13 protein-coding genes and 5 pseudogenes are annotated in these 16,748 nt (G+C 59.7%); 9 read left to right on the top strand and 9 right to left on the bottom strand.

Annotation, left to right across the window (positions count from 1 at the left end; translation table 11 throughout):
- Positions 1-165: 165 nt before the first annotated feature.
- From MEB48_RS16640 to MEB48_RS16615, 6 genes are all read left to right on the top strand, one after another.
- Entirely contained in the window at positions 166-543 is a 378-nt protein-coding gene (locus MEB48_RS16640) for a glutamine synthetase (protein WP_237885173.1), read from the top strand.
- 276 nt (positions 544-819) lie between these two features.
- Positions 820-1,716, top strand: a complete 897-nt coding sequence (gene folE2, locus MEB48_RS16635; protein WP_237885172.1) for a GTP cyclohydrolase FolE2 — start codon at positions 820-822, stop codon at positions 1,714-1,716.
- Positions 1,713-2,381: a metal ABC transporter ATP-binding protein gene (locus MEB48_RS16630; RefSeq protein ID WP_237885171.1), complete on the top strand. Its 669-nt coding sequence runs from the start codon at positions 1,713-1,715 to the stop codon at positions 2,379-2,381. Before folE2 ends, MEB48_RS16630 begins: the two co-directional genes overlap by 4 nt.
- Complete coding sequence (locus MEB48_RS16625) at positions 2,381-3,247, top strand: metal ABC transporter permease (RefSeq protein WP_237885170.1); 867 nt, start codon at positions 2,381-2,383, stop codon at positions 3,245-3,247. The genes MEB48_RS16630 and MEB48_RS16625 overlap by 1 nt, the downstream gene beginning before the upstream one ends.
- Before the next feature lie 11 nt (positions 3,248-3,258).
- Complete coding sequence (locus MEB48_RS16620; protein WP_237885169.1) at positions 3,259-4,134, top strand: metal ABC transporter substrate-binding protein; 876 nt, start codon at positions 3,259-3,261, stop codon at positions 4,132-4,134.
- On the top strand, positions 4,131-4,691 hold the full coding sequence (locus tag MEB48_RS16615; RefSeq protein ID WP_237885168.1) for a gamma carbonic anhydrase family protein: 561 nt from the start codon (positions 4,131-4,133) through the stop codon (positions 4,689-4,691). The genes MEB48_RS16620 and MEB48_RS16615 overlap by 4 nt, the downstream gene beginning before the upstream one ends.
- Positions 4,692-4,920: 229 nt before the next feature.
- Here MEB48_RS16615 and MEB48_RS16610 read toward each other — a convergent pair whose 3' ends face one another.
- Positions 4,921-5,442 carry a DUF3617 domain-containing protein gene (locus MEB48_RS16610; protein ID WP_237885167.1) on the bottom strand — a complete coding sequence of 174 codons (522 nt, stop codon included), beginning with the start codon at positions 5,440-5,442 and terminating at the stop codon, positions 4,921-4,923.
- A 133-nt stretch (positions 5,443-5,575) separates the two neighbouring features.
- Between MEB48_RS16610 and cls the strand changes: the two genes are divergently transcribed.
- On the top strand, positions 5,576-7,015 hold the full coding sequence (gene cls / locus MEB48_RS16605) for a cardiolipin synthase (RefSeq protein WP_237885166.1): 1,440 nt from the start codon (positions 5,576-5,578) through the stop codon (positions 7,013-7,015).
- Here the strand turns inward: cls and cfaB are convergent.
- From cfaB to MEB48_RS16580, 5 genes and pseudogenes are all read right to left on the bottom strand, one after another.
- Positions 7,012-8,199 (bottom strand): C17 cyclopropane fatty acid synthase CfaB, encoded by a 1,188-nt coding sequence (gene cfaB / locus MEB48_RS16600; RefSeq protein WP_237885165.1) that lies wholly within the window; start codon positions 8,197-8,199, stop codon positions 7,012-7,014. The genes cls and cfaB overlap by 4 nt on opposite strands.
- 196 nt (positions 8,200-8,395) lie before the next feature.
- Positions 8,396-9,147 (bottom strand): annotated as a pseudogene (locus MEB48_RS16595) (HAD-IC family P-type ATPase); the annotation flags it as partial.
- Positions 9,135-9,371 (bottom strand): annotated as a pseudogene (locus tag MEB48_RS16590) (protease modulator HflK); the annotation flags it as partial. The pseudogenes MEB48_RS16590 and MEB48_RS16595, both read right to left, overlap by 13 nt.
- Before the next feature lie 57 nt (positions 9,372-9,428).
- Positions 9,429-10,464 (bottom strand): annotated as a pseudogene (gene hflC / locus MEB48_RS16585) (protease modulator HflC).
- Positions 10,461-10,994 (bottom strand): annotated as a pseudogene (locus tag MEB48_RS16580) (SPFH domain-containing protein); the annotation flags it as partial. The pseudogenes MEB48_RS16580 and hflC, both read right to left, overlap by 4 nt.
- On the opposite strand from MEB48_RS16580, the pseudogene MEB48_RS16575 reads away from it, so the two are divergent.
- A pseudogene (locus MEB48_RS16575) lies at positions 10,990-11,963 on the top strand (FAD-dependent oxidoreductase); the annotation flags it as partial. The pseudogenes MEB48_RS16580 and MEB48_RS16575 sit on opposite strands and share 5 nt — an antisense overlap.
- Positions 11,964-12,119: 156 nt before the next feature.
- Here MEB48_RS16575 and MEB48_RS16570 read toward each other — a convergent pair.
- Positions 12,120-12,593 carry an Lrp/AsnC family transcriptional regulator gene (locus MEB48_RS16570; protein WP_038980472.1) on the bottom strand — a complete coding sequence of 158 codons (474 nt, stop codon included), beginning with the start codon at positions 12,591-12,593 and terminating at the stop codon, positions 12,120-12,122.
- A gap of 145 nt (positions 12,594-12,738) precedes the next feature.
- On the opposite strand from MEB48_RS16570, the gene MEB48_RS16565 reads away from it, so the two are divergent.
- Positions 12,739-13,368, top strand: coding sequence for a LysE family translocator (locus MEB48_RS16565; RefSeq protein ID WP_237885164.1), 630 nt, complete (start codon positions 12,739-12,741; stop codon positions 13,366-13,368).
- Here the strand turns inward: MEB48_RS16565 and MEB48_RS16560 are convergent, their stop codons facing one another.
- On the bottom strand, positions 13,369-15,504 hold the full coding sequence (locus MEB48_RS16560) for a hypothetical protein (RefSeq protein ID WP_237885163.1): 2,136 nt from the start codon (positions 15,502-15,504) through the stop codon (positions 13,369-13,371).
- Positions 15,491-16,687 (bottom strand): DUF3142 domain-containing protein, encoded by a 1,197-nt coding sequence (locus tag MEB48_RS16555; RefSeq protein ID WP_237885162.1) that lies wholly within the window; start codon positions 16,685-16,687, stop codon positions 15,491-15,493. The genes MEB48_RS16560 and MEB48_RS16555 overlap by 14 nt, the downstream gene beginning before the upstream one ends.
- Between the last annotated feature and the right edge of the window lie 61 nt (positions 16,688-16,748).

Here is a 16,748-nt window from a genome sequence, read left to right as displayed (position 1 = left end):
ATGGCGTTCGCGCAGCTCTTCACGTTCTTTGGCTTCAGGCTGGGAGGTGGCTCATCAGAACAGGTGTATTTATGTTATAGTATAACAACACAAACAAACCACTCCCCTCTTGCTCCCCACGACAAAGGGCACGATGCTTTAACCCGTCCCCCTTTGAGAAATGCCATGGGAAACGCCCTGAGATTCTCGCTGTTGAGCCTTTCGTTGCTGATCGCGGTCGATGCCTGGGGACAAATCCCGAGCCTGGCTAAATGCACCCGCAGCGCCAATCTGCTGGCCTGCGTGGATGCCGACGGCAATGCGTACAGCATTAACACCGTCGGTAGCACGATCTATCTGCGCGGCTTCGAAGCAGCCGGCAAACGCCAATGGGCGCAAACCAATAGCCGCTACGGGCAACTGACGTTCTTCACGGGCATCGCGTCCGATGGCGAAGCCTGGGCCGGCTACAACCGCCGGGTTGGCTGGACAACCATCAATCGGTTTTCCAGCTCCGACGGCAGCAGCGGCAAGTTCACGTGTAGCCGAATGACCGGTTGCTAGGCCCTTTTCTGTTCCTGCTGCCACGCGATGTAGCTGTTCATCGGTGGGCTCTTCTGAAAATAGCGCTGCAGCGAGCATCGGATCCTTGTCCTTGAGATTGAGCAGGCTAGTGGCGCCCAGCAGGTGCCACTCAGATCAATACGAAGGCCGTGCTGGCCAGAATCAGGCTGAGCAAGTGACGTCTGCGCATGGAGAAGGCCCGCTCACGAAAAAGGCATCGTCGATTTGACTGTTATAATATAACATTCCAAATCAACTCCCACGATGGACCTGCTCATGAATGCGCTGACTCTGCCGGATATCGCCGCGCAGGCCTCACGCCAAGCCCTGCCACTCGATTGGGTGGGCATGTGCGGCATTGCTCTTCCTGTTTTATTCGACGGCCAGCGGCTGAGCGCAAAGGTCGACGCTGGCGTTAGCCTTGACGATGGAGAGGCGCGTGGCATCCATATGTCGCGGCTGTATCTGACATTGGAAATGCTTGAGCAGGAAAACCTTTCACCGGCGTTGTTGCGACGGGTCTTGCACAGTTTTCTCGATACCCATGAAGGGCTTTCCCACAATGCTTACCTAAAAATTCACACCGAACTGTTGCTCAAAAGACCCGCGCTCATCAGTCCGCTGGCCGGCTGGAAAACCTATCCAGTGAGCATCGAAGCGAGTTTGAAAAACACGATGTTCCACGTGGAACTAAAAATCGACGTTCCTTATTCCTCAACCTGCCCGTGCTCAGCGGCACTTTCGCGGCAGTTGATCCAGCAGCAATTCGTTGATGACTTCGCCAATCGGTCATTGCAACACGCTGACGTTCTGGCTTGGCTCGGCTCTACGAAAGGCATCGTCGCCACCCCGCATAGCCAACGCAGCAATGCACAATTGCAGTTACGTCTGGACGACTGTCTGGATGACCTGCCGCTAATCGCCGCGATTAACGATGCGGAAGCAGCCCTCGGCACCGCGGTGCAAACCGCCGTGAAACGCGCCGACGAACAAGCCTTCGCCCTCGCCAACGGTCAGAACCTGATGTTCTGCGAAGACGCTGCCCGACGCTTGAACCTGGCCCTGAAATGTTCCCCGGGCATCAACGCCTTCCATGTGCGAGTCGTCCACGCCGAAAGTCTTCACGCCCACGATGCCGTTGCCGAAAGCCGTTGGAATTGGGAGGCTGCATGATCCGATGCCAAGCCTTGCGCTGGGGCGCACCCGGTCAACCGCTTACTCCGCCGATGGATTTCCAATTATCCAAGGGCAGCCTAACTGCCGTTATTGGTGCCAACGGTTCGGGCAAAAGCAGCCTGCTGAAAGTCATCGCCGGTCTGCAAAAGCCACTGACCGGCAAAGTCATGATTGATGTTCCACGTAGAGGCAGCCTTTCATTCCTGCCTCAGCAACAACATCTGGACCGGCAATTCCCCATCAGCCTGCAAGAGTTGGTGGCTGCCGGTTTCTGGGGCAGCAAACAAGCTCCGGAGATGCGCAGCCAACGCCTCAATTCTGCTTTGGAAGACTGGTGTCTGACCGGCCTGGAACATCGCCCATTGATGGCCCTCTCCGGGGGCGAATTACAACGTGCCCTGCTCGCCCGGTTGAGTCTCGCCGAAGCGCCCTTGTTATTGCTCGACGAACCCCACGCCGCGCTCGACGAACTCGGCCAGGCGCTGCTCTGGAAACACATCCACGCCTGGCATGCCAAAGGCCGAACGCTTTTGGTGGTGTGCCATGACCTGGCCGCCGTGCGCCAACACATCCCACAAGCCCTGTTGATCAAAAGCAGCGGCGGCGTCCTCGGTCCCAGTACCGATCTGATTCGCCAACAACCCCAGACACAGGTGGCTTGATGATCGCTGCCGCTCAGCTTTGGCAACCGTTCCACGAATTCGTCTTCATGCGTCGGGCGTTGCTCGGTGGTCTGGTTTTGGCCTGCAGCACCGCTCCGCTTGGGGTGTTTCTAATCCTGCGGCGCATGAGCCTGATCGGCGACGCGGTGGCTCACGGCATCTTGCCTGGTGCCGCATTGGGCTTCTGGTTCGCCGGCTTGAGCTTGCCCGCGCTGACTATCGGCGGCCTCGGTGCCGGCTTGAGCATGGCCGGACTGGCCGCCTGGATTACCCGTCGCACCGGTCTGCGGGAAGACGCGAGCCTGGCCGCGATCTACCCCATATCGCTGGCCAGCGGCGTGCTGATCCTCGGCATGGCCGGCAAGCGTCTGGACCTTTTGCACCTGTTGTTTGGCTCGGCGCTGGCGGTCGATGGGCCGACTTTGACCGGCATGATTTGGGTCTCGGGCTTCAGCCTGGTCACCATGGCCCTCATCTACAAACCCCTGTTGCTGGACACCCTCGACCCGCTCTTTCTGCAAACCGTCAGCCGCCTCGGGCCATTGGCTCATGGGGTATTTCTGACGCTGGTGGTGCTGAACCTGGTCATCGGTTTCCAGGCCATCGGCGCCTTGATGGTGGTTGGTTTGATGATGTTGCCGGCTGCGGCTTCACGCTTCTGGAGTCGCCGCTTACCGATACTAATGGCCATCGCCGCGCTGCTCGGCTGCCTCTCGGTCTGGTTCGGATTGTTGCTGTCGTTTTACTACTCGCTGCCCAGTGGTCCGGCGATCGTGCTGGTGGCTGGTGCATTGTATTTGCTGTCCGTGGTGTTCGGTCCGGTGCACGGTTTGCTACGCCGCCCGCCTTTGCTCACATCCCAATGAGGTGTTACCCGATGCGCGCTTTATTCGTGCTGTTCAGTTTGATGCTGTCGATGTCGTTGTCTGCCGCGGAAAAACTCCAGGTAGTCACTAGCTTCAGCATCCTTGCCGACATGACCCATCAGGTCGGAGGCGACCATATTCAGATCACCAACATGGTCGGCCCGGACGCCGACGCCCACACCTACGAGCCGACTCCGGACGATGCAAAGGCATTGCTCAAGGCCAGACTGATCATCAAGAACGGACTAGGTTTCGAGCCTTGGCTGGACCGCTTGGTGACCAGCACCGAGACCAAAGCTCCGGTCATCGGCGCCACCCAAGGTGTCATTCCACGCTCGCTGGATGAAGACGGCGAAACCATTCCCGACCCACATGCCTGGCACAACCTGGCGAACACCGAGCTGTACATCAGCAACATCACCAAAGCACTGATCGCCGCCGACCCTGTTAACAAAGCCGACTACGAACACAACAGCCAGGCCTACCTGAAAGAAATCTACGCCTTGCTCGCCGAAGCCAAAACCAAGCTCGGTTCGCTGCCGCCCGGTAATCGCAACGTCGTGACCTCCCATGACGCTTTCGGTTATCTCGGTCAGGCTTACGGCATCGACTTCATGGCGCCACAAGGTCTGTCCACCGAACGCGAACCGTCCGCTGCAGAAGTCGCTGCGCTGATCACCCAGATCCGTCAGGCCAAAGTCAAAGCGGTGTTCATGGAAAACATCAAGGACGCGCGCCTGCTCAAACAAATCGCTGATGAAAGCGGCGCGCATATCGGCGGCACGCTGTATTCCGATGCCCTCGCTGCGACTGGCCCGGCCAGCACGTTCGCCGGGTTGTTCGAATATAACCTCAACACCTTGTACGACGCGTTGAGCAAACCATGATCCGCAAGAATCCTTCAGGCGATCTGCCGTCGATTGCAGAGTCCGCGTACGTGGATAAAACCGCCATCATCTGCGGCAAAGTGGTGATCGGCGAGAACGTGTTCGTCGGTCCCTATGCGGTGATTCGCGCCGATGAAGTGGATGACTCGGGCGAGATGGAGCCCATCACCATCGGCGCCAATTCGAACATCCAGGACGGCGTGGTGATCCACTCAAAGTCCGGCGCGGCGGTGACCATTGGCGAGTTCAGCTCCATCGCCCACCGCTCCATCGTGCATGGTCCCTGCACCGTGGGTAACCGCGTATTCATCGGTTTCAACAGCGTGCTGTTCAATTGCGCGGTGGGCGACGGTTGCGTGGTGCGGCATAACTCGGTGGTCGACGGGCGTGACTTGCCTGAGGACTTCTATGTGCCCTCCACCACGCGCATCGGCCCCCACACCGACCTGTCGCAGTTCCCACCGGTGAGCATCAGCGCCTCGGAGTTTTCCGAAGACGTGGCGCGCACGAACGTCGATCTGGTGCGCGGCTACAAAGCCCTGCAAAACGAGTTCTGACCAGATTGCCTCGCACGCCAATCGTTCATATGACGAAGAAGAAGGACGGCGGGTTTGTCAGCATGCGCAGTGCAGTGGGGAGGATTTCGGGGAGAAAGGGATTGAGGCGGTGTGTGAATGGTTGAATCCGACGAAGATTCAAGGTGGCTAGGGGGGACGCCTTCGCGGGCAAGCCTCGCTCCTACGGGTCGTCAACATTCCGTAGGAGCGAGGCTTGCCCGCGAAGCTTTTAAGCCCTGGGTTTAACAGTTCCGCAATCCTGGCCCAACCACACAGCGCGAGTATCGAGGCTACCCTTCTGCTGAATGCCAGTGGCGTTGAAAGTGCCGTTGACCTTGGTAGTGAACTCACGATCGCTGAGGAATGTGGCGACACCCGCACCTTGCGCTTTCGGACAGCTGAAACGGAATTTCCACTGATTGCCGGTGCGCTCGGTGATTTGCTGGGTGCAGCCCGATTGTGGGTCCGTCAATGGAATGTTGTCGGTCTTCACCTGCTCAGGAGTCAGGCAAGCCCGAATCCCTTTACCGCCCATGGTGATGCCCTGTTTTTCCAGCATGGCACGCTGTTCTGGGGTCATCTGACTCTGTATCTGGCCGAGAATCAGTTGAAGATCGGGCAGGTTCTGGTCATCGACCTTCATGTTGCTTGAAGTCATTTCCCACAAACCCGGTTGCAACATCTGAGCCTGAGCGGCCACAGGAAGTGCCAAACCAAGCGCCATGGCCAAACCCAGCAGACGAACGTTCATCGAGTAACTCCTGATCAATAGTGGCCGTTAGACGTCAGTCATGGGCTTCGGTTCATGGGTCAATTAAATAGCGACATTCTGCCCGGAACATGGTCTGTTAGGCATTGAATCTTCAGGAGCAAGGCTGCCCCCCATGGATTATTTTGGACCGCATGTATTCGGTTATCTGATCGCTCTGCTGCACACGCTGGGCTCGATTGCCGCCATCCATGCCGTATTGACCGTTCGGACCGCTCAAGGCTCGATCGCCTGGGCTCTGTCACTGCTGTTCATTCCCTACCTCACGCTTATCCCTTATCTGGTCTTCGGCCGCAGCACCTTCGATGGCTACATCAAGGCCCGACGGCAAGCCAACGAGGAAATGCGCAAGGCAATCTCTGAGCTGAACTGGCGCCCCTGGGTAGAAGAGGCGCTGGCTGCGCGTGCATCCAGCGCCTACGCGTCTTTGAGGGCCATGCCGAAGCTGGGACGCATGCCGTGTCTGGCGAATAACGAAGTGCGCTTGCTGATCGACGGCCAAGCCACGTTCGAAGCGATTTTCGACGCCATCAACAACGCCCGCCAAGCGGTATTGATCCAGTTCTTCATCATCCACGATGACCGTCTCGGTCAACGCCTGCACACCTTGCTGACGAGGAAAGCTGCCGAAGGCGTGGCGATTTACCTGCTCTACGACCGCATCGGCAGCCACTCCCTGCCTCACGGTTACGTGCAACCGTTGCGCGATGCCGGTATCGAGGTCAAGGCCTTCGCCACCCGCAGCGGCTGGCTCAACCGCTTTCAGGTCAACTTTCGCAACCATCGCAAAATCGTAGTGGTCGACGGGATTGTCGGTTTTGTCGGCGGGCTCAACGTCGGTGACGAATACATGGGCGAGAAACCACCCCTGGCACCCTGGCGCGACACTCACGTGCAAGTGCGCGGGCCGGTGGTGGCCTGCATGCAGGAGTCCTTTGCCGAAGACTGGTTCTGGGCGGCCCGTTCGCTGCCGCCATTGATCCTGCCGGAGGTTTATCCGGATGACGGCGTGCTCTGCCAATTGCTGGCCAGCGGCCCGGCGGATTCCTACGAAACCTGTTCGCTGTTCTTCGTCGAAGCCATCCATGCGGCGACGGAACGAGTGTGGATCACCACGCCTTACTTCATCCCCGACGAAGCGGTGTTTGCCGCGTTACGACTGGCGGTGCTGCGTGGTGTGGATGTACGGATTTTGTTGCCGGCGCGGCCGGATCACCGGATCGTCTACGCCGCTTCCAATCTTTATGCCTTCGAAGCGGTGCGTGCTGGTGTGCGCATGTTCCGTTACCAACCCGGGTTCCTGCATCAAAAAGTAGTGCTGATCGACAACGAGATCAGCGCCATCGGCAGCGCCAACATGGACAACCGTTCGTTCCGGCTGAATTTCGAAGTGATGTTGCTGACGGTCGACAGTGCGTTTGCCGCCGAAGTGGAACAGATGCTCAACGATGACTTCGCCCAGGCTCACGAAATCGCCAAAGAAGAAAGCCGGGAAACCCACCGCCTGCAACAGATCGGCATGCGGATCGCCCGGCTTATTTCGCCAATTCTTTAAGGGTTGTAAATGTCATCGCGGGTCCATGGCAGTTCATGGCTGCCATCGGGATGGGCTTTTACCGCGAGGATTTGATGCAGGTTGATCCAGCCTCTGGCGAAGGCATAGGCGCATCCCGCCAGGTACAACCGCCAGATCCGTAAAGCCTGCTCCGGCACCAGTTTGCCGGCAGCTTCCAGATTGTCTTCCAGGCGTTCGCTCCAGTGGTCCAGGGTGCGTGCGTAATGCAGGCGCAGGCTCTCGACGTCGACAATCTCCAGTCCCGCTTCGCTGATCTCGGCGGAAATCATCGCCAGATGCGGCAGCTCGCCGTTGGGGAATACGTACTTCTCGATGAATTCACCGGCACCGCGCCCAACAGGGCGACCGTCTGTGTATTTGGCAGTGATCCCGTGGTTCATCACCAGGCCGCCCTCTTTCACCGCACCAAACAAGATTTTGCAGTACTCGGCCAGATTGGCGTGGCCGACGTGTTCGAACATGCCGACGCTGACCACCTTGTCGAAACGCCCGTCCTGAGGCAAATCGCGGTAGTCGAGCAGTTGCAGTTCGATCTGATCCTTCAGGCCTTCGGCATTCACCCGTTCACGGGCGAGCGCCAATTGCTCCTTACTGAGCGTGATCCCAAATACTTTCGCGCCGAACTCCCGAGCCGCATACCGCGCCAATCCGCCCCAGCCGCAACCGACATCCAGCAGATATTCACCTGGCTGCAACCGCAGCTTGCGGCACAAGTGGCGAAACTTGGCCTGTTGGGCTTGCTCGAGGGTTTCACTGCCGGTCTCGAAATAGGCGCAGGAGTACGCCATGTCGCTGTCGAGCCACAGTTGGTAAAACTCGTTGGAGAGGTCGTAGTGGTAGGAGATGGCTTTGGCATCGGTTTCTTTGTCATGAACCGTGCGCACCGGTTGTGCATCTGCGTCTTCGTTGATCAGCGCCTGACTCCACTCATCGCAGACACGAATCACATCGCTGATGGAGCCTTCCAGCTCTAGTTTGCCTTCGACAAATGCCGCCCCCAACGCATCGAGGCTGGGATGGGTGAACTGGGTAACCATGTGGGGGTCCTTGACCACAATGGTGACGCTGGGCGTCGGCCCCAGATTGAACTCATGGCCGTCCCAGAGTCGCAAGCGAAGTGGCAATTGCAGATTCTGTAAGGCCGGTGGAAGTTGCGCGAGCATGAAAAGCCCCCTTTTTCAGACGACAAATCTGAGGGTAGACCATCCTTGAAAAATAGCAGGCGATCGAATTAATAGCCTTTTTCTATTCCCGTCTTGCTTCCAACAGTGAAGCCAGCCAGCAGACGATCGTTGAAAATGACCGCCTTACCCTAGATGACTACAAATCCGGCACACAGTTCTGAAAAGTTGTAGACGCTCACACCTCATCCTTAAGCTTGAGTAAGGGTTCCTGAAAGCGTAGCAAACGCCCGGCATTACCCAACACCAATAACGTGCTCAAAGTTGTGCAACAGCGCGGCAATCATCGCCCTGCCGCGCCGAGCCAGCCGAATGCGGCGAACGCGACGATGGCCAGGGTCCAGCCCAAACCGATGATCACGTTGACCTGCAAGGTCTGGCGGCATTGGCGACTCAAGCGTACGCAGGTTCCGAGCCGGCGCAGGTCGCTGCCGATCAGGACGATATCGGCCGAAGCCAGCGCGATGTCCGCGCCGCCCGCCCCCATCGCCACGCCGACCACACCGGCCTTCAGCCCCAGGGAATCGTTGATGCCGTCTCCCACCACCATCGGCCGGAAACCGCTGCCGATCTCTTTCAACACGCGATTGAGTTTGTCCTCGGGCAACGCCTGGGCTTCGACATCACTAATGCCCACATCCCGGGCTAGCGTGTGCGCGACGCTATGCCGATCCCCGGTGAGCAACAGCTGACGACCCAAGCCCGGTTCATGCAACTCGCTCAGGGCAAACCGTGCCTCGGGTTTGACGCTATCGGCGAGCAACAGCCAGGCGAGAAATTCACCGTTGAGTGCCAACCTGGCAATCGGGCCGTCGTGATCGGGAACAGCCGAAGTGGCGATGCCCAATCGAACAGCTCCTGACGACCGAGGGCCGCTTCGCCCTGCTCGGTCATCGCCACGACGCCCAGCCCCTGACGCTCGTGAATGTCACCCGTGCCACTTCGATGCCCAACCCCTGCCCGGTCGCTGTCAGTTCGGCCAAACGTTGATTAATGCCCCGCACCAGATCGCCGCGTAGACGTTCGCGGCGCTCAGCGGCCTGATTGTCGGCGCCGATCAGTTCCGGTCGAGCCACCAGAATGGTGTCCAGATCTCGTGCGGCGGTGAGCGCCACGGCACTGCGTGTCACCAGCCGATCCAGTGCCGGCAGCACCGCGCCCGGCCTGAATCCAGGGGCTGCTCAACTCATGTGTTCCACGTGGAACTAATTTCATGGTTGCGACCCGGACGTGTTATCGAGCGTCGGCAGACCATCAACCAACACCCGGAACGGCGCCGCATCGGTACGTAAAATCAGTTTGGTACTCGGCGTGACGATGGTGCCCAAGGTATCGAGAGAACGCAGCAAGTTGTACAGGTGCGGCGAACCAGCGCAAGCACGGCCGTAAATCTGCGCGGCTTCGACGCGGGATTGGGCTTCGATGTCCGCAGCTTTCACCGTCGACATCGGCTTGCACGATTCGCGCATCACGCTCAGCTGCAGAGCGAATTTGCGCAGCTTCACGCTTGCCAATGGCTGTGCGTTCAGTGGCGATGGTTTCACGCTCGGCACGCATACGATCGACAGTCGCGGTGAGCGTCACCGAGGGCAACGTCAAACGCTCGATGCCGACTTGCAACACTCGCACGCCATACGTGGTGAGCAACTGCTGATCGATTTGCTGACGCAGCTGGGCTTCAAAATCGGCGATGCACACCTGGTTGGCATCGGTGTTCACAAGGTTGGCCAGATCGAAACTGCTGGTGGTTTCCAGCGCCGAGCCGACAAAGGTGCGGATCTGCCGCGCCGCTTCATCCGGCTGGTTTTGTACCGCGCGCATGAAGCGTTGCACGTTGTCCGGATCACCCTGCACCTGCCAGGCGACATAGGCTTGCACGATGATGCGCAGACCATCGCGAGTGCCCACGTCCTGCAAACCACTGGAGGTGGTGCACAACCGTAGATCCACCGGAATCGCCGCCTCGAACGGTGCCGACCAGCGCCAGCCAAGACCCGGTTCCAGCAACACCCGAGATGGATTGCCGAAACGCGTGATGCCCGTAGCCTCCCCCGAGCGCACTTGCACCAGGCTCGCCGTCGCAATCGCAAACGCCAGCAGCAGCGCCGCCCAACCCATTCACCGCCACGGGAAAGGACCCGCTTCGTGTGGATCACCGTGATGATGGTGATGAGGCCCGCCATGGCCGTGATCGTGGCCGGCGGGGGCATCGTGATCATGATTGTGAGTAGGCGTCGGCTGGCTCAATGGGCGGCTCCTGGCTGAGCAGTGTTACGCGACGGCGCAGGGTCAGCCGGCAGCGTGAATGTACGTAGATCGATGGTCGGCGCATTATCGTTGCCGCCCAGACGATGATCGAGAACCAGCAGTTTGGCGTTGGCCAAACCTTGGGTCAGCTGGCTGAGGTATTGCTCCAGCACGAAGGCCTGGCCGGCGTTGGAATAAGCCTTTCGCTCGGCGGCAAATTTCAGGTCGGCGGCCTGAGCGATCGACTTGATTTCATGGGCGCTGGCCGTCGCTTGATCGTGAGCGACGCTGGCTTGCAATTGCGCCTGATTGGTCACCTCCGCCGCTGTCCCGCGCTCACGGGAAATCTTTGCCTGAGCACCAATCTGCGCAGCTTGCACGCCGTGATAAGCATTGGCCGCCCCCGCTGGCGGGTGGATCGCCTCGACCACCGTGGCGAGAATTTCCACGCCACTATCGAGTTTTTGCAAGTCCGCCTGCACGGCACGACCGATCTCTTTGGCGAGCCCTACCCTGTCCTCGCCGAGCAAGGACATCATTATCGCCACCGGTTCCGAACCCACTCCCCTGCCCGGCGTGGACATCGATAACAAACGCATCCTCGACTCCACGGGCGCCCTGTCGCTGAACGAAGTACCGAAGCACCTGGTGGTGATCGGCGCCGGGGTGATCGGCCTGGAGTTGGGCTCGGTATGGCGGCGCCTGGGTGCTCAGGTGACGGTGGTCGAATTTCTCGACCGGATCTGCCCCGGTGTGGATGGCGAAACGGGCAAGACCCTTCAGCGCTCATTGAGCAAGCAAGGCATCAGCTTCAAGTTGAGTTCGAAAGTCACCAGCGCCACGATGTCGGCGAGCGGTGTTCAGCTCAGCGTCGAACCGGCCGCGAGTGGTACCGCCGAGTTGCTTGAAGCCGATTACGTGTTGGTGGCCATTGGTCGGCGCCCTTATACCCAAGGCCTGGGGCTGGAAAACGTTGGTCTCGCCACAGACAAACGCGGCATGCTCGTCAATAAGGGCCACCGCACCGAGGCCGCCGGCGTCTGGGTGATCGGTGATGTCACGTCAGGGCCAATGCTCGCCCACAAGGCCGAAGACGAAGCCATGGCCTGCGTCGAGCAAATCGTCGGCAAGGCCGGGGAGGTCAATTACGACCTGATCCCCAGCGTGATCTACACCAAACCGGAGTTGGCCAGCGTCGGTAAGACCGAAGAACAGCTGAAGGCCGAAGGTCGCGCCTATAAGGTCGGCAAATTTCCCTTCACCGCCAACAGCCGGGCGAAGATCAACCACGAGACTGAAGGCTTCGCCAAAGTATTGGCCGATGAGCGCACCGACGAAGTCCTCGGCGTGCACCTTGTGGGCCCGAGCGTCAGTGAAATGATTGGCGAATATTGCGTAGCCATGGAGTTCAGCGCCTCGGCCGAAGACATCGCCCTGACCTGTCATCACACCCGACCCAGGCGGCAATGGATGTGGAGGGGATGGCGACGCAGATGTAGGGCCGATGATTTGGCGGTGACTGAACTGACGCTTTCGCGAGCAAGTCGGATCGCCGCACCGCCGCTCCCACACTCGATCATTGTCGAACACAAAATCTGCGTTCACTGACGATCTACTGTGGGAGCGGGCTTGCTCGCGAATGGGGTCGACTCGGTCTAAAGCGGCAAATGCTCCAATGGCAATGCCCCCGGCGTCTTCACCGTGTGAATCGCAAAGTTGCTGCGGATATCGCTCACACCCGGCAATTTCAGCAGTCGCCCGGTGAGAAAACGGTCATAGGCGCGCAAATCCGGCACCACCACTTGCAGCAGGAAATCCGATTCCCCCGACACCAGAAACGCCGAAATCACCTCAGGCAATGCCGTCACGGCCAGGCGAAAGGCTTCGGCCTGTTCATCGTTGTGTCGTTCGACCTTGACCCCGACAAATACGGTCAGCCCAAGGCCCACTTCATCTCGATCCAGATTGGCCTGATAGCCGCGAATCACTCCCGCCTCTTCCAGCATCCGTACCCGACGCAAACAGGGCGAGGCGGACAAACCGATTTCGTCAGCCAATTGCACATTGCTCAGGCGACCGTCTCGTTGCAGCGCCGCGAGAATCTTGCGGTCATAGGCGTCCAGTTTCATGGTTTGGCAGATCCCGATGGTTCGATCATTACGAAATGGCAGGTTATGCCAAATATGGAAGCTTTAGAAGCTGACTACGCAACCACCTGCCCTGCTCTTCAGCCATAGACTGATCCCACCAAATCGACAACGAATGGGGTGCAACATGGCAGGACTCTGGCTGTTTTTCATGGCACTGGCGGTGGTGTACCTGTTGCCCGGCCCGGACATGATTCTGCTGTTGCAGACCGGTGCACGTCAGGGCAAAGGCGCGGCGCTGGCCACGGCGCTGGGGCTGGGCGTGGCACGTGGTTGTCATGTGGCCTTGGCAGCGTTGGGTTTGGCGGCGCTGTTCAAGACGGCGCCCTGGACCTTCGACGTGGTGCGCCTGATCGGGGCTGCGTACCTGCTGTGGATCGGCATTCAGTGCCTGCGCACCACGATGCTGCCGAGCTTGAACGGTACAGACGCAACGACTGAAAAACCGCATTGGCGCGAGGCGATCCAGCGCGGTTTGCTGACCAACCTGCTTAACCCCAAGGCCCTGCTGTTCTGTTCGGTGCTGTTGCCCCAGTTCATTGAGCCGCATGCCGGGCCAGTGCTCGCGCAATTTGCGACACTTGGCGTGATGCTGGTCGGTGTCGGGTTGTTGTTCGACAGCGCCTACGCGCTGGTCGGCGCCGCACTGGGCCGCTGGCTGCAACGTAGTCCCTCGGCCCAGCGGGTGCAGCAGTGGTTGTTCGGCAGCCTGCTGATCGGCTTCGCGGTGCGGCTGACCTTTGTGCAGCAGGCGTGATTACTGTCGTGCCTTGCGCTGGCGTCGGTTGATCAGCACCAGCGCTACCGCTGTAAACACCACCACACCGCCCACTTGCAGCGATTTTTTGTGGGGTCGCAATGCCGAGCGAACCGGGCTCAACACCTGAGTAATGTAACGTTTGTCGGCATTCTGGAAGTCTGGATAAAGGCATTGGTGACCGAAGTTCACCGCCCAATCCACGTACGGCCCTTCTTTCACATACCGTTGATAGAAGGCACGCTCTTCTTCAAGGCTGGTATTCCACCCCGCCGCCGCACACAACACCGCTGCAAAAGCATGGCTGGTACGAGGCAAATTATCGGCAGCACGGCTGGCCAAAGCCGTTGCGACATAACGATAGTGATAGCGCTCATCGGGTTGAGCGGCGCTGGCTTGCTGGCGCAAGACTTCATCTTCAGCCACTAATGGGCCGACCTTTAGCTCACGGCTCTCAAGACTGTAATTGCCACCAAATGTGGCGTAATCCGGCGCCATTTCGTAGCCGAGAATCTCCATTCCCCACTCACGCGCCATCCAACCCGCGTTAAACAGGGCAGCAGCACGCTTGGTCGGCCACCAAGCCGCGTCCGCCTCCTGACGCAACTGCCCATACGCGTTGGCTTTGTTCTGCAGATCGACGTTGTCGAAGTAAGCCGGGGCTTCGTCATAACGCCCTTCGCGCAGCAAGCGCCGCCCGAGCAAATTGCGCAGGCTCGCGGCTACCGGCAACGGCACATAATTGTCGCGATCCTGCTGGCTGAGCGGCGGCGGCGCGGGTACCTGAGTATCGACGTACTGCTTGAGTTCATCGAGGGTCAGTACCCGCTCGGCAACGGTGGCCGCGTCATACCAGTAAATGTTTTGGCTGCGATAGAGCTGATCAAAGGCTTGCAGATAATCGCCGCGTTGCAGGGCCAGGATCGCGCTTTCGCCGTCGACCCGGCACTTGGGCTGCACCGTTTCGTAATCCCAGTCCGGGGTCCGACGCTCACCCCAGGACTCGTTCTGCGGGAAGGCCTGGGCTGCCTTGGCATAGGCCGCCGCGGCAGCGCTTTTGTCGCCATCACGCAACGCCAGTTTCGCCCGCAGCCACCATGCGAGGCCGCCGTCACCGGCGTGTTCGAGTAAGGCTTTGGCACTGGCGTAATCGCCCTGTTGATAATTCATCGCCGCCAGACGATCCGCATTATCCAGACTGCCACGAGTGCTGGTTTGCAGCAGCTTGATCAGTTTCTGTTCGTTCGGCGGTTGATCACCGAATGACCAGCCCAGTCGACTGATCAACGACGCCGTCACCAATTGCTGTACCGCTTTGCCCTTGAGTAACACGGCCAGTTGTTCGTCGGGCATTGTCATCAGATCGGCCATCAACAACTTCAACGAGCTGTAGCCCACCGCCGAACCGTGGAGGTTCTGCGTCGCGTAGAGTTCGATGGCGCTATCCCAATCACCCGCAGTGCGGGCTACTCGCGCTTCTTCGCCGAGGCTGGCAACGCCCAGCTCCAACGGGTCGCTGAAGCCGTCGATGCTCAATTGACGAGTCTGCACGAAGGCTTTTCGAGATTGAGCCAATAGAGCGGGGCCCGCGCCAACCTCAGAACTCATGGCAAACAGTGCCCGGCCCAACGAGTAAGCCGCCCAGGTACTGCGCAACGCGCGTTGATCCGCCGGCAGCGCCAGCACCTTCTGAAAATACTCGGTGGCCAAGCCGTGATCACCCGCGTTGAACGCCACAGCGCCCGCCAGATAGAACATGTGCTCGGCCGGCAGGCTCGTGCCCTGCTCTTCAACCTGACGGGCATCGGCCAGGCTGCGCAGCTGTTGCACCAGCGCTTGCTGCTCAGGCGCCAGACCGGCCTGTTCGGCGGTGTTGCGCTGACCCGCGTAATCAGGCCCATCGCCGTAACCGTCCCCCGGAATGTTGGTGGCAGCGGTGGCTTTTTTCAGTCCCGCGATGGCATGCCCGAGGCGGTTGATTTCGACGTTGAAGTTGCCTTCCGGCAGCTCTGCCAGCGACTGGCCACGGTTGTCCAGCAGGCGCATGGGGAAGTCCGGCCCGCAGGCCAGCGCTGAACCCAACGGCAGGCTGAGGCTCAGGCAAAGCACATGGCGGGGCCAGTTACGGGTGAACATTCGAACCTCCTTGATCAATAGTTGCGCAGCGTGCCCAACCGATGGCGCGCTGCCCGCCGGCCGGGATTCGACCCTCGCGCAGGCGGGTGAAGGTAAGCAGATCCGGGCGCTGTTGCAATGCATAACCGGCCAATGCATCGGCGCCATCGCAACCCTGCACCGCCAGCGTCAGGCGTTCGGGCCAGGCAGTGTCGAGATTGCCTTGATTGCTGACGATGATGTCGTAGAGGCCGTCTTGTGCCGAGAGCTTCAACCCCATACGACTGTCGAGCGTATCGCCACGCGCCACAGCGATTAGCGTCGTCAGGCTCCAGGCCCTGCGATCATTGACCAGCGGCAGGCGAAACCAGATCAGCCCGGCCAGATGAGCCGGTGGATCGGCGCGCAACTCGGCGCCGAGTTTACTCAGTTGCAGCGGATCCGCCAGCAACTCCCGGCGATCGCCACCCTGGTCGATGGGCACTTCGCTCTCCACGACCGGCGCGCCACCGGCCCCCGGCAACAGCGCCACGCCATAAGCCGGCAGTGCCAAATAAAATGGTTTCGAGGTAATACGGCTCCAGGCCTTGGCCCACTGCCGCGCCTGATCCGGGTCGAACAGCCCACGCCGTGGATCGCTCACCGCGTGCACCTGCAATACGCTGCTGTCGACCGTCGCCAGCAACGCCGGCAATTCAGGGCTGTCGAGCCACGCCGGCAACGCGGTGATGCTCAGTGGCAAGGAGGCGGGCAGAACAGCGCGTAAATGCGTGAGGAATTCGCTGTAGGCAGGTAGCCGGGCATTGCCCGCATCGTGGTCGATTTCCACGCCGGAGACGATCAGCCCCTGCCCTTGCCAATCGTTGAGCACCTGCTGGATGTGCGCCGTGACCTCGTCCTGATCCAGCCCCTTGAGCTGGCCATCCAGACGAATCACTGCAATCAGCGGTCGACCATCACGCTTGAGCAGCGCCGGTTCGATCCGCGCCCGGCGCCAACCGGCCTGCGGAAACGCCTGCAAGGCCAGCACGCGCAAGGTCGAGAAGTCGGCGTGGCTATCGCGCAAAGCGGCATCATGGGCCGGCGTCCATTGCCGTTGCCAGACATAGAGTTGCTGATCGAGCAGCGGCGCGTCCTGTCGCTCGCAACCGTTGAGCAGCAGCAAGGCGGCGAGCAAGGCCGACAGACGAATGAAGAACGACATGACATCCCTGATCTAAAAAACACAGGGCTACAGGGTAATGCAGTCTCTCGCCACACAGATA

Source organism: Pseudomonas sp. PGPR40 (assembly GCF_022014505.1).
Taxonomy (GTDB): Bacteria; Pseudomonadota; Gammaproteobacteria; order Pseudomonadales; family Pseudomonadaceae; genus Aquipseudomonas.
Note: the sequence above shows the minus strand (reverse complement) of the source record. Positions and strands in the feature narration are given on the sequence as shown.